Annotated in this window: 12 protein-coding genes and 1 tRNA gene; 6 read left to right on the forward strand and 7 right to left on the reverse strand. The window is 61.4% G+C overall.

Features of this window, described 5'->3' with window-relative positions; translation table 11 throughout:
• Positions 1-15: 15 nt before the first annotated feature.
• The 5 genes from EYQ35_11900 to EYQ35_11920 are packed head-to-tail and all read right to left on the reverse strand — an operon-like array spanning position 16 to position 4396.
• Positions 16-981, reverse strand: coding sequence for an MCE family protein (locus EYQ35_11900; protein ID HIF64838.1), 966 nt, complete (start codon positions 979-981; stop codon positions 16-18).
• Positions 982-987: 6 nt separating this feature from the next.
• On the reverse strand, positions 988-1794 hold the full coding sequence (locus EYQ35_11905; protein HIF64839.1) for an ATP-binding cassette domain-containing protein: 807 nt from the start codon (positions 1792-1794) through the stop codon (positions 988-990).
• Positions 1791-2588: an ABC transporter permease gene (locus tag EYQ35_11910; protein ID HIF64840.1), complete on the reverse strand. Its 798-nt coding sequence runs from the start codon at positions 2586-2588 to the stop codon at positions 1791-1793. The genes EYQ35_11905 and EYQ35_11910 overlap by 4 nt, the downstream gene beginning before the upstream one ends.
• Positions 2585-3958: a hypothetical protein gene (locus EYQ35_11915; protein ID HIF64841.1), complete on the reverse strand. Its 1374-nt coding sequence runs from the start codon at positions 3956-3958 to the stop codon at positions 2585-2587. The genes EYQ35_11910 and EYQ35_11915 overlap by 4 nt, the downstream gene beginning before the upstream one ends.
• 18 nt (positions 3959-3976) lie before the next feature.
• The gene (locus EYQ35_11920; GenBank protein HIF64842.1) at positions 3977-4396 is read right to left on the reverse strand and encodes a hypothetical protein; all 420 of its coding nucleotides are present in this window, start codon (positions 4394-4396) and stop codon (positions 3977-3979) included.
• Between the two features lie 262 nt (positions 4397-4658).
• Here EYQ35_11920 and acs point away from each other — a divergent pair, with 262 nt between their 5' ends.
• From acs to EYQ35_11950, 6 genes are all read left to right on the forward strand, one after another.
• Complete coding sequence (acs, locus tag EYQ35_11925; protein HIF64843.1) at positions 4659-6608, forward strand: acetate--CoA ligase; 1950 nt, start codon at positions 4659-4661, stop codon at positions 6606-6608.
• 21 nt (positions 6609-6629) lie between these two features.
• Positions 6630-8051: a cysteine--tRNA ligase gene (locus tag EYQ35_11930; GenBank protein HIF64844.1), complete on the forward strand. Its 1422-nt coding sequence runs from the start codon at positions 6630-6632 to the stop codon at positions 8049-8051.
• Positions 8041-9027, forward strand: a complete 987-nt coding sequence (locus tag EYQ35_11935; GenBank protein HIF64845.1) for a DUF2889 domain-containing protein — start codon at positions 8041-8043, stop codon at positions 9025-9027. The genes EYQ35_11930 and EYQ35_11935 overlap by 11 nt, the downstream gene beginning before the upstream one ends.
• A 236-nt stretch (positions 9028-9263) precedes the next feature.
• The gene (locus EYQ35_11940) at positions 9264-10550 is read left to right on the forward strand and encodes a hypothetical protein (protein HIF64846.1); all 1287 of its coding nucleotides are present in this window, start codon (positions 9264-9266) and stop codon (positions 10548-10550) included.
• Between the two features lie 9 nt (positions 10551-10559).
• A complete protein-coding gene (dinB, locus tag EYQ35_11945; GenBank protein HIF64847.1) occupies positions 10560-11747 on the forward strand; it encodes a DNA polymerase IV in 1188 nt (395 codons plus the stop codon).
• A 62-nt stretch (positions 11748-11809) separates the two neighbouring features.
• Positions 11810-11886 (forward strand) — tRNA-Arg (locus EYQ35_11950).
• 54 nt (positions 11887-11940) lie between these two features.
• Here EYQ35_11950 and EYQ35_11955 read toward each other — a convergent pair.
• The gene (locus EYQ35_11955; GenBank protein HIF64848.1) at positions 11941-12420 is read right to left on the reverse strand and encodes a DUF2255 family protein; all 480 of its coding nucleotides are present in this window, start codon (positions 12418-12420) and stop codon (positions 11941-11943) included.
• Between the two features lie 55 nt (positions 12421-12475).
• On the reverse strand, positions 12476-13285 hold the full coding sequence (locus EYQ35_11960; GenBank protein HIF64849.1) for a hypothetical protein: 810 nt from the start codon (positions 13283-13285) through the stop codon (positions 12476-12478).
• Positions 13286-13312 lie beyond the last annotated feature (27 nt).

Consider the following 13312-nt stretch of genomic DNA (forward strand, 5'->3'; position numbering starts at 1 on the left):
TGCGCGCAAGCGCGCTTAGAAAAGTGTCCCTATCGCCGTGCCTATTACTGATATCGGGGCCTGGTCTTCGATGGTCTCGGCCGTGCGCCCAAGCGCCCTGATGGCGTCTTCGGTCTCGTAGTACAACGAGTCGTCAGTCAGCAGCTTGCCTATGGTTCCGTCACCCGAGCTGAGCATCGAAGCCATGCGATCGAGTTCGTCAGTGCTGCTCCTCAGCCGCGCCATGGTTTCACGGGCTTCGTCGTAGAAAGCCGAGTCGTCGGTCAGGAGTTCACCCAGCGAGCCTTCGCCGTCTACGAGGCGACCGGTCAGGATCGATATGTTGCTGGCGGCAACTCTGAGGCTTGCCAGCGCACCGGTCATCTCGGTGTAAAGCGAATCGTCGGCCGAGAGGCGGCCCAGGGTTCCTTCGCCTGCAGCGATGCGCGAGGTTATGATTTCCAGGCTGGCCGCCGTGGCTGTGATGGCCGCGGCGTTTTCGTCGACGATCTTGTTGAGGGTTCCCAGCAGGTCTGCTTGGTTGCTGTTAAACGATTCCACCAGCTCGCCGATGCTCTTGCCCACTTGTTCAAGCTCGCCAAGGGCACCGGTGATGCCGCCGCGTTCGATTCCCTCTATGCTGTCGCCGTCGCCGAGGCGCCCTGCAGCCGGGTCACCGGCAGAAATTGCGACGAATCGGTTTCCGCTTAAGGCCTGGTAGTCAAGCACCGCTTCGCCTCCGCCGTATACAGCCACGTCGGCGTCGAGTTCCAGGCCTACGCGCACGCCGCCTTCTACGAGTCGCACCGAGTCAACGCTGCCGGCTTCCACGCCCGCCACACGTACCGGTGCCCCCGCGGTCAGTCCGTGTACGTCCGAAAACTCGGCGTAGAGATGCCACGAGTCCGTGAACATCCTCGACTGAGCGGTGAGCGCGATGGCCACGAAAAACACCAGTAGTCCGCCGATGAAAAATAATCCAGCTCTCTGTTCCTTGTTCATAACTTGTTATCCGTCCTTGCCTGTCTCGTCCTTGTTGTCAGCTTGATCCCGTGAAGCGAGTACGCGTGCCGCTTTGAGGAACGAACGCGTGCCAGGGTCGGCGCTCGCGCGAAATTCGCGGTAGCTTCCTTCTTCGGCGATTCGTCCGCCCTCGAGCATGGCGACCCGGTCGGCCACTATGTCGGCTATCACCAGGTCATGGGTAACCACGACCTGGGTAATCGGCCGGTCCCTGCGTACTCGTGCTATCAACAGCCCTATCTGCTCGGTGAGCACCGGGTCGAGTTCAGCGGTGGGCTCATCGTAAAAGAGCAGGTCGGGGTTGACGGCCAGTGCCCGCGCCAGTGCGACGCGCTTTTTCATTCCGCCGCTCAGCTCACCGGGTAACTTGTTGTTGGAGCCGCCCATCTCAACTTCGTCGAGTACCTGCTCGCATATCGAGTGCATGTCCTTTTCGCTGTGGGTTCGGTGCTCGCGCATACGCAGGGTGACGTTTTCTTCCACCGTCAAGGATCCCAGCAGGGCGGAGTGTTGGAATACCATCGAAACTAGAAAAGGTTTGTCGTCCGGGGGGAGAGCCGCGTACTCGGGTACCAGCAAACCGCCGATACTTATTGCGCCTGACGTCGGGACTTCAAGCCCGGCCATCAACCTCACGAGCACGCTCTTCCCGGTTCCGCTGCCACCCAGCACGCACAGGGTCGCGCCGGCGGCAACTTCCATGTTGACCCCGTCCAGGACCCGGTTGTCGCCGTACTCGTGGATGACATTCTCGACTTTTATGTCGACGCCCTTTCCCGATACGCGCTTCACGGGAGCAACACCGCCATCCTCACGATAATGAAATCAAACATGATTACCAGAACAAAGCTCCATACCACCGACTGGGTCGTCGATGCTGCAACACCGGCCGTACCGCCACGGGTTCGCAGTCCGAACGCGCAGGAAACCGCGGCGATGGTAACACCGAACACTACTCCCTTGACCAGCCCCACCACGATGTCTTGCATGGCTATTTCGCTCACGAGGTTGTCCCAGAACAAGGCCAGCGAGATGTTGATGGCGGGGTCGAGTTGCACAGCCAGGCAACCGCCGAGTATGCCTACGGCGTCGGCGTAGAGAATCAAGACCGGCAGGGACAAGGCCATAGCTGTGACCCTGGGCGTTACCAGGTAGCGCTCGGGGTCGATGTCCATGGTGCGCAGCGCGCTCACCTCGTCGTAGACCGCCATCGAACCGATCTGGGCAGTGATCGAAGAGCCCACGCGACCGGCAACGAGAAAAGCTATCAGGACTGGCCCCAGTTCCTTTGTCATTGACAGCCCGACTATGGATCCCAGCACTTCCTGGGAGTAGTTGACCAGCTGGTCGGCAGTCTGCACCACCAGTACCATCCCGATGAAGAAGGCTACAAGAGATGCGATGGGCAGAGTTTCGCTGCCAACGATTATCATCTGTTCGACGATGCGCGTGCGTTCTCGCCACAAAGAGCGCGGTCCCGGGATAGATCGCCTGAGCAACAGCAACACCTCGCCCAACATGGAAAGGGTGTTGAGCACGATCCTGCCGCATCGTTGCAGGACTCCTACTGAACTGACCTCCGTCACGAGCTGGATCTTCCTGCCGAAAATTCAATGGGGCCGTGCCAACTGCCTTTCCGCCTGCCGGCAAATCCCCATAGCAGCTCGAAATCCAACGCTTGATCGATCTCTTCCCGCTGCCAGGCCACCAACGTCCACAGGGGAGAGTATAGAGCTTCGACCGTGCTGTTAAACGGAAAGAGGGCTTCAAGCAGGGCGGGCGAATGGCCCGAGCGTTTGCCGTGCCCCGAAATATCCTTAACCAGGCCCAGAATAGTGGTGGCCTCGTGGTAGGAGGACGGATCATCGGCGTGCTGCTTGGTGACGTGCCTGCCGACCACGAACAAGCCGCTCCAGGACTGTCGGCTATTGTTTTCGTTATGCTCGTTCCGGTAACGCAGCAGCGGCCAGGCGTAAAAAGACCGGTGTTGTCCCGCGCGCTTTGAGGTTTGCCAGAAAGGAAACAGCCTCGTGGTGAGCAGCTCTCCGCTGTCGAGATCACGCTGTGTCATGACCAGGGGCCAGGGTGCCGACACGGTTCGCACACGCTCGTCGTAGTCCTCGGTGACCGAGAACAGGGGAATGCCCAGCAGGGGCAGCCAGGCCCTGTGCTTGCGAGAAGGTGAATCGATTGACGCGTACAGGGGCCAGTGGAGCCTTGATACCTGCGTGGTGCCGTCGCGCTCTATGGTGGTGGACTTCACCCAGGTGGGCCACAGGAAGTAACTCGAGCTTTCCTTGCCCTCGATCTTCCACTTGCCGGCCAATGGCCACAGTCGCGTGCCCGATGCACGTGGCCCGCTTATGGTCGAAAAGAACGGAAATCCGTACCAGCGCCTGACCTCGAGGTCGCGGGTGACAGAAAGGTAGAGCGGAAAGGCGGCCAGACGGATGCTGTCAAATCCCAGCAGTCCTTGGAAGTCACCGTAGATGGGCAGTACGGAGAGGCTCCGACCCCGGTCACTGCGATTGCGATAGAAGACCAGTGGTCGCAACTGCAACGAATGATCACGCACCCGCGCACGATGGGTGCCGTCGGCAGACTGTTTGCTCTTGAGCCCTGGGTCTCCCACGTGCCAATAGCTGCGAAGGTCGTCGATAAAAAAAGACGCGAGGTTGATGCGGCTGTGGCCGGGGCCAGCTTGCCAGGAGAACAATGGGTAGAAAACATCGGCCCGGGCAACGGTGGAGTGCCGGCGCATACTGATCAGGGGGCGTAGCACCCAGGCGCTGCGGGCTCCTTCGCGTTGCCACGAGAAAAGGGGCCCGGCCAGGTCAAGACGACTGCTATCGGCTGTGGATTCCCAGGAGAACAGCGGCCAAAGGCGGTAGCGCGACGCGTCGGCCGCCCCGCTTGATGCCGCCACTATCATGGCGGCCAAGAGCAATGTGATCACAGATTTCAACGCTACTGTTCACCGCTCAATCGTGACTCTCTTCAGCTCTCTGGCACGCAACTGAAGAAGGCCGGCCGCGGTGGTTCCATAAAAGGAAGTCGAGTCTCGTATCTCCAGCTCGACCTCAGCGCCTTCGACGGGAGCCACCGTTACCGTCAGGAAGGTGTCATCGTCGTCCGCAAACTCGAGGCCCGCCACCTGGGCGAAGTCCACGCGTAGGGTCCCGCGGCCGAGCTTTCCCGACAGCGCTGTCTCACCCGCGAGGTTGAATGCGGAAACCTTGTAGCTTCTGCCGTCTATGTCTTCGAGGGTAGCGTCGTAGTTGACCTTGGGGTTGGTGAGCGACGACGGGCCCGACTCGCCTCCCATGGCGCAGAGGAGGACCCACGTTGCCACGAGGCAGCAGGGCAGGGCTATTTGTTTAATAAGTTTTGGCATAGGGGTTTCCTTCAGCGGGGGCGGCAGTTTCTGTGCTTCCGCGGCTGTACTCCAGCAACGAATATAGCCACACCCTCGCATTTGAGGTCCATAGCCCCCCGTTTGCGCAGTCACAACCGTTTTGCGTGTTGCCGTGCGCATTGCGTTTACATGGATCTTTTCAGGCGCTAATACTGGTCAGACAGGTATTCGCTGGCCTGGGCCGTAAAAAATATCAGCTATCCGCGGGGGCGCGAACGGCACCCCCTCAGATGGGGGAGACATGACGGAAAAGAACATAGAATCGTTACTGCACGAGGATCGCCGCTTCGAGCCACCTGTAAAATTTGCCTCGGCTGCGCGGGTAGGCAACCGCGAAGAGTACGACGCGATACGCAGCAAGGCGGCCGCTGACCCCGAGGCATTCTGGGCTTCCATAGCCGAAGAATTGCACTGGTTTCGTAAGTGGGACGAGGTGCTCGATTGGAGTAACCCTCCGTTTGCCAAGTGGTTTGTGGGCGCAAAAACCAACATCAGCCACAACTGTCTCGACCGCAACCTGGACCGCGGCCTTGGCGATAAGAACGCGATTATCTGGGAAGGCGAGCCGGGTGATCGCCGCGAAATAAGTTACTCAGAACTGCACGCAAGCGTGTGCGAGTTTGCCGGGGCGTTGCTGGCCAAGGGAATCAAGGCCGGCGACCGCATCGCCCTGTATATGCCGATGGTGCCCGAACTGGCGATTGCCATGCTCGCTTGTGCCCGCATCGGCGCTACTCACTCAATCGTGTTCGGTGGTTTCTCGGCTGATTCTCTGCGCGACAGGATCAACGATGCCGAGGCAGCCATGGTTATAACCGCCGACGGCGGTTGGCGGCGCGGCAAGGTGCTCGCGCTCAAGGATATCGTTGACGACGCCGTCGTGCAGTGCCCCAGCGTGAAGAACGTGATCGTTCTCAAGCGCTGCGAAAACGACGTGGCCTGGGACGACGAGCGCGACACCTGGTGGCACGACGCGGTGGCTGGAGTGGAGCCGCTGGAGGCGGCCGCTGAGCTCGACGCTGAGCACCCGCTTTTTATCCTCTACACATCGGGTACCACCGGCAAGCCGAAAGGAGTTGTTCACAGTACCGGCGGCTACATGACCCAGGCCTACATCACCACCCGTTGGATCTTCGATCTCAAGGACGATGACATTTACTGGTGCACCGCTGACATCGGTTGGGTTACCGGCCACAGCTACATCGTTTATGGCCCGCTCATCAACGGGGCCACTGTTGTCATGTACGAAGGCGCTCCCGATACGCCGGGCAAGGACCGGTTCTGGGATATCGTGGAGCGCTACGGCGTGACGGTTCTCTACACCGCACCTACCGCCATAAGGACCTTCATGAAGTGGGGCGACGAACTGCCGGCCTCTCACGATTTGTCGAGCCTGAGGCTGCTGGGAACGGTGGGCGAGCCCATCAATCCCGAGGCGTGGATGTGGTACCGCAGGGTGATAGGCGGCGACCGCTGCCCGATTGTTGATACCTGGTGGCAGACCGAGACCGGCGCGATCATGATCAGCCCGGTCCCCGGAGCGGTGACCACCAAGCCGGGTTCGGCGACGCTGCCTTTTCCGGGCATAGACGCCGAGGTCGTTGATGGCGACGGCCAGCCGGTCGCAGTCAACCAGGGCGGCCTGCTCGTCATACGCAAGCCCTGGCCGGGTATGTTGAGAACGATCTACGGCGACCCCGAGCGTTTCAAGGAACAGTACTGGACTCGCATGCCGGGAATGTATTTTGCTGGCGACGGCGCCCGTCGTGACGAAGACGGTTATTTCTGGATCATGGGTCGAATCGACGACGTGATGAACGTATCGGGACACCGGCTGGGTACGATGGAAGTGGAAAGTGCGCTGGTCAGTCACGAAGCAGTCACCGAGGCGGCGGTAGTAGGCCGTCCCGATGACGTAAAGGGCGAGGCCGTCGCGGCCTTCGTCACCCTGGGGCCCGGTTACGAGGGCGACGACGAGCTGGTGGCCGCGCTGCGGACCCACGTGGGCAAGGAGATAGGCGCCTTCGCAAAACCCGATGATATTCGCTTCACAGACGCGCTGCCGAAGACGCGAAGTGGTAAGATAATGCGACGATTGTTGCGTGACATTGCCGCCGGCCGGGACGAAGTGGGCGATACCACGACGCTCGAGGACTACTCGGTGCTCGCCAGCCTGCGCGAAGACGACTAACGGGAACTTAAGGGGAAATCGGTGGGCTTACAGTTTTACGACACCAGGGCGCGTTACAAACGCGATTTTGAACCACTGCAGGACGGCCGAGTTTCGCTGTACACCTGCGGGGTCACGGTCTACGACCGTTGCCACGTGGGCCACGCGCGTTCGCTGATATTTTTTGACACGGTCGTGCGTTACCTGCGTTGGCGCGGTTGGGACGTTTGCTTCGTGCGCAACATCACCGATATTGACGACAAGATCATCGCCCGCGCCGCAGAGAACGGTGAGCCTTGGCAGGAACTGACTGCGCGTTTCATCGATTCCATGCATGCGGACCTTGATCGCCTGGGTTGTGGACGGCCCGACGTTGAACCACGCGCGACCGACCACATAGAAGAAATGCTCGAGCTTGTAGCCCGGCTCGAAGAGCAGGGGCTGGCCTATGCCGTGGGAGACGGCGACGTGTATTTTTCTGTTGGCGACTGGCCCGCCTACGGCGCGCTCTCCGGGCGCAATCTCGACGAGTTGCAGGCCGGCGCGCGGGTCGAGGTGGACGCTAGAAAGAAAGGTCCCATGGACTTTGCGCTATGGAAGTCGAGCAACCCGGGAGAGCCTTGCTGGCCGAGCCAATGGGGCGAAGGGCGACCCGGCTGGCACCTGGAGTGCTCGGCCATGAGCGCGCGCTATCTTGGCCGACCCTTTGATATTCACGGTGGTGGCGAGGACCTCATCTTTCCTCACCACGAAAACGAACTCGCCCAGTCCTGCGGCGCGGCCGGGGGCGACGAATTCGCCCGTTACTGGATGCACCACGCCTTCGTGCGCATAGATCACGAGAAGATGTCCAAGTCCCTGGGCAATGTCTTCGCGATAGAGGACGTTCTGCAGGAAGTCGAGGCCGAGGGCCTGCGCCTTCACCTGCTCTCTACTCACTACCGCAGCCCTCTTGATTTCAGTCCAGACGGAATCGACGAATCGACACGCGCACTGCTGAGGATTTACGAGACGATTGCCCGTGCCGATGAAGCGGGGGCGGTGGACCCCGGCTTTGACTTCAGCAGTCCCGAGGTAGCCCGCCTGGTCGATTTGATGGACGATGATTTCAATACCGCGCGAGCGATCGCGCTGGCCTTTGATGCAATGAGAGACTGCAACCGCGAACTCGATGCCGGCAACCTGCGCGCGGCCTCCTCGGCCCGCGGCGTCCTTGCGGCTGTGGGTGCGGCGGTGGGTCTGTTTGAGCAGGACCCGGCGGCGTATCTCTCCGATTATCGCGAACGTGCCGCTCAAAGCGGGGGCGTGGACGCCGGCCTGGTCGAAGAGCTCGTCGCTGCACGCGTGCAGGCCCGTGCCGATAAGGACTTTCAGAAAGCTGACACCCTCAGGGACCAACTGGTCGAGATGGGCGTCGTGCTCGAAGACGGGCCCGACGGAACCAGCTGGAAGCTTGAGCGCTGAGCAGCAAGCCATGCAACGCCAGCACGTACATAGCAGGGTTATTGACTATGAGGCCCGCCCCTTGGCTGGCGGAGATCTGGCCCTCGAGGCCAAGCTCTGTGATATACGACGCGTGGCTTTCCAGGGAGTGCTGCACGACAAGGTGATCACGCCGGGGATAATCCACGACGTTGAACTGGACCTGCGCGTCGACAAGGAGCGTGTGTTGCGCGATTCGTCGTTCAAGATGTACACAGTCCCGTTTCCTGACGCAGTGCAGCACGGCGGTACTTGCTGCCAGGACATCCTGGGCGCTTTTGACGGCCTGGTAGGGGTAAGGGTCGACGAGCGCATGAATCGTAACGTGATGGCGCTTGTAGGTGGTCCTCGGGGCTGTTTTCACGGGCAGACCCTCGCGATCGGGGCCTTGCCGGTGATCAACGAGGCTCTTGGCGGCGACCAGCCGAGAAGGGTGGCCAGGCACCTGCTCATAGACGGTTACAACTACGGGGCCACCGGCGTGACGCTGGAGGCCAGCATGATAGACAGCGAGCTGCCCGATGACCTGTCTGCCGGTCCCATGGGCGAAGTGATAGTCGAGGCAGACTTGAGCATATCGTTTGAAGTCACTGATTTTGTTTACAAAATGCCCGTAGCCACCTTGCGCTGCCCGGCCGCCGGGATTGACGGAGAAGTACCGCTGGCCGACCGGCTCGACGGCCTGCGCATGGCTCCAGGGGTTTTTGCCGATCTCAGAAGGCGCCTGCCAGGGGGTCGCGAATCGGAGCTGTTGACGCAGCTTTTGAGCATGATGATCCCGGTCACGATCCAGGCTTCTATTGCCCAGCGAGCCCGTATGGGGCGGCCACCGGGTCCGGACGCAGACAACAAAGGTAGTCTCGGACAGGTGGACAGTTGCCACATGTGGGCCGAGGGTGGGGCCCTGGATCTCAAGGTCAGGGAAGCCCTGGCCGAGCGCCTCGCTACTGAAAAATAAGCGGCAGCGCTTGGGCATGGCCGCGAGTGATGCTAAAAGAACCTTACCGTCTGCAACGGCGGAAAGCGGAGGAGTTTAGAGAAATGGGACGTAGCGCAATTCTGGCAATGGTGGCACTGGCGATGGTGTTGTCGGTATCGGCCTGTAAGAAGACCGGCGATGAGGCTGCGCCTGACGCCGGCATGGAGACCCCTAGCGAGCCCGCGCCGGCACCCGACGCGCCGGAGACCTGACCCTTGGCCGGGGACGGGCGCGAACTGGGTCGCCGTTCCTTTTTAGCGCGGGCCGGTGCCGCTGGTTCTGCGCTGGGCGTATTGGGGGGCATACGCTCACTACTGCGTTACCAGACCCAGGCCTACCTGCTACGCGAAGCCCCGGTGCAGGCCGATGAGCCACGCGCCCAGTGGGAGGGGGCCTCGGTAAAATCCTATCGACCGCTCGGTCGTACGGGCTGGCAGATGTCCGATATCTCTTTCGGCAGTGGCGGCCTCAGGGATCCCGACGTACTGCGCCTGGCCCTCGACAGGGGCATCAACTACGTAGACACGTCGCCTGATTACTCCGACTCCATGAGCGAACAGGCCGTGGGCGAGGCCGTGCAGGGGCGGCGCGACAAGGTCTTTATCGCGTCAAAGTTCTGCACTCCCGATGGGCATCTCGACGCCGACACCCCGGTGGCCAAAATCATCGAGGCGGTAGAACAGAGCCTGGGCCGCTTGCGCACCGACTACGTGGACCTGCTGCACGTGCACGCCTGTAACTCGGTAGATCGGCTCATGGCGCCGACCTTTCACGAGGCCTTTGATCGCCTCAAGGAGCAGGGGAAGGCTCGCTTCATGGGCGTTTCGAGTCACACGCCCAAGCTCGAAGAGGTGATGGCCCGTGCCGTGGAGAGTGATCGCTTCGACGTAATCATGCCGGCCTACAACTTCCGCCACTGGCCGGCACTGCGTGCAACAATCGACCGTGCCCACGAGAAACAGGTGGGCGTGGTCGCGATGAAGACGCTAAAGGGCGCCTACCACACGGTGCTGGGTGAGTTCAAGGGCGATGAACGGGCGAGTTTTACACAGGCTGCGTTCAAGTGGATCAACAATAACCCGGCCGTCTCGGGCCTGGTTGTTACCATCAAGAACGCTGCCCAGGTTGACGAGTATCTTTACGCTTCGGGTACGCGCATGGACCCCGCCGATCTGCTGGTGCTCAAGAAGTACGAGGACGCGGTATCGGGCAAGTACTGCCCGCCGGGCTGCGGCGACTGCCTTGAATCCTGCCCGTCAGACCTGCCGGTCAACGACGTGTTGCGCTACTCGACCTACTATCGCAACTATGGCAACGAGCGCGAGGCGGTGGAACTTTACTCGCGATTGACCGAGGGCAGGGCTTTCGCCGAAACGGGTGGCACGCGCTCGATGGCCAGCGCTGCCGACTGCCTTGGCTGCTCGGCGCCCTGCGAGGCCGCTTGTCCCGAGGGCCTGCCGATTCGTAAGCTCATGGGGCAGGCCCACCGAACCCTTTCCTGAGACCCGCCCATGGCCGCGGCCATACTCCTTGCAGACATGGACGCGTTCTTCGCGTCCGTAGAACAGCTCGATGACCCGAGCCTGGCCGGCCGCCCGGTGCTCGTGGGCGGGAGTGGACCGCGGGCCGTGGTGGCGGCGGCTAACTACGAGGCCCGTCGCAGTGGAGCGAGATCGGCAATGCCCGTGGCCGAGGCCCGGCGGCGTTGCCCTCACGCGGTGGTAGTGCAGCCGCGCATGAAACGCTACGCCGAAATATCGGCCCGGGTTCGCGAGATATTTTACCGTTTCACTCCACTTGTGGAGCCCCTGTCGCTGGACGAAGCCTACCTCGATGTCAGCGATTCGCGGCGCCTGCACGGGGGGCCGTTGGAGATTGCCGAGGCTCTTCGGTCGGCGGTGCGCGATGAGCTGTCGTTGGCCGTTTCTGTGGGAGGTGGTCCCGGAAAGACCGTGGCCAAGATCGCCTCGCGTAGGGCCAAGCCCGACGGTGTATTTCTCGTGGCAGCCGACGAAGTGTTGGAGTTTCTGCGGCCGCTACGCTTGCGCGAAATCCCGGGTGTTGGGCCCGTGACTGAGCGCAAGTTGCACGAGATGGGCGTGGCCACACTCGGCCAGTTGGCCGAGCTCGATCTGGGTCTGCTTGAGAAGAAGCTGGGCAAGTCGGGCCCCGGGCTGTACAACCTCGCCCGGGGCCGCGACAGGCGGCGCGTAAGCAATGACCGCGAGCGCAGCAGCTACGGCTCGGAAAACACATTTGACGATGACGTGGAGCAGCGCGAGGTGATCGAGGCTGCCGTAATTGCCCACTCGGAGACGGTGGCCTGGCGTTTGCGCAGGGCTGGCCGTTGCGGGGTGACGGTTACGCTCAAGTATCGCCCGTCGGGGAGAGGAGAAGGCTGGCGCCTGGTTACGCGTTCTCGCAGCCTGGCGGTCGCCACCGACGATGGCGCAGTAATATCGCGTGAGGCGATGCGCTTGTGGGACGACGAGCCGCGGCATCCGCCGCTGCGCCTGGTGGGTGTACAGCTGGCCGGTTTCGAAGCCGAGCAGGCACCGCAGCTCGACCTGTTCGGACAAGCCGATGTCGCGGCCCGTGATGATGTTGCGGGCGCTGCTCCCAGGCGGACGGCGTTGAACTCGGCGCTTGACGATATCAGCGCACGCTTCGGCCGCGGCGTACTCAAGCGCGGCGCTTGATCAGCGACGCAGCCCGAGTCGCTTGAAGAAAGACGCCGCAGCCGCAATAGTACGCTTCTCGTGCGCTCGTAGCTCAGCTGGATAGAGTACCGGGCTTCGAACCCGTAGGTCGCAGGTTCGAATCCTGCCGGGCGCACCATCTACCTCTCTTTAAGCCAGAGTAGCCGTGGGCGCCGCCATACTGGGGGACGGGCTACTGGGCACGAGCGGCTATATGGAAGATCCAGGTGCTGTCGTTGCCGGCTGCTTCTTCTTCGTCGAACCCGTAACGCCTGGCCACGGCCCGCGCTACGCGTTCCCTCAGTGGGTTTTCGGTTATCCTGACGATGCGCCGCTCGTAGATCTTGCCGCGGGTTCGGACGCGGACCCTCGGATCTTCGAGGGCCACCGACGGCCAGCGTCGGCGCTCACCGAAACCCGAGGGGACGTAGAGTTCTCCGTCGATCACTACGGCCCATATACTCAGCGACCACGGCCGGTCAGGACGGATTTCCAGTTCGATAACCTCTTCGATTTCAGCCCAGTCAGGGTCGATACTGACCGGGCCCTCAAGGGCTCCGCCGGGTATGGGGCCAAGCGGTCCTTCAAGCACATAGCCGCCGAAGGTATCCAGCAACAGTACCAGCAGCACCAGGGCACCCAGGCAGCCCGCGATCCATCGCAATATCTTCATCGTGTCGCTTGTCTCCTCTTCGGTTCCCGGCCCAGCCCTGCTGCACCGCAACTATTCAACTTGGCGTGTCACCGTCGATCGTTACCCGGTGCATATCTCGGCGAGCGTCGCCGTGGTCGTGCACGGCGAAGTGCATTACTGATCGGTTATCCCATATGACAACATCGCCCTTACGCCAGCTGTGTCGCATCGTGAGGTCGGGTGTAGTCGCTAGTGTGTATAGGTATTTCAACAGCGGCACGCTTTCTTCGCCTGTCATGTCAGCAAAACCCCGGGTGAAGGCGGGGTTGACGTAAAGCGCCTTACGGCCACTGTCTGGGTGCGTACGTACGACCGGATGGCGCGTCCCCTGGATCTTCCATGTCTCGTCGGGGTCGCCGGTTACCGACGATGCAAGCCCGTCGCCACTGTGTATGGCTTCCAGTCCCTCCAGCAAGGACTGTAACCCGGGAGACAGGCGTTCGTAGGCCAGGTGCTGGTTGGCGAACAAGGTATCTCCGCCACACTCGGGCACCTCGAGTGCGTAAAGGATGCTGCCCAGGGGTGGGGTAGGGGCAAAGGAAACGTCAGAATGCCATATCTCGGTCAGCGTGTGTTTCTTGCCCAGGTTGGGGATGCATATTACGGGAGGGTAACCCTCGATACTGGGAACGATAGGGTGGACCTGCAGGGTCCCGAAGCGTTCACCAAGGTTAATCTGATCATCAGGTGACAGGGACTGGCCTCGGAAGACGAGTACTTGGTGTTCAAGGAACGCCCGCCGAATTTCCGCAAAGGTCTCGTCGTCCACGTTCGAAAGATCGACGCCGACGATCTCTGCGCCGAGCGACCCTGACAGCCGTTTCTCGTTTATGGCGACAGTCACGAGGGTATCCTAGTACGACGCGTGAGT

The sequence above is a fragment of the Candidatus Binatota bacterium genome (genome assembly GCA_012960245.1).
In the GTDB taxonomy this organism is placed as follows: Bacteria; Desulfobacterota; Binatia; order UBA1149; family UBA1149; genus UBA1149.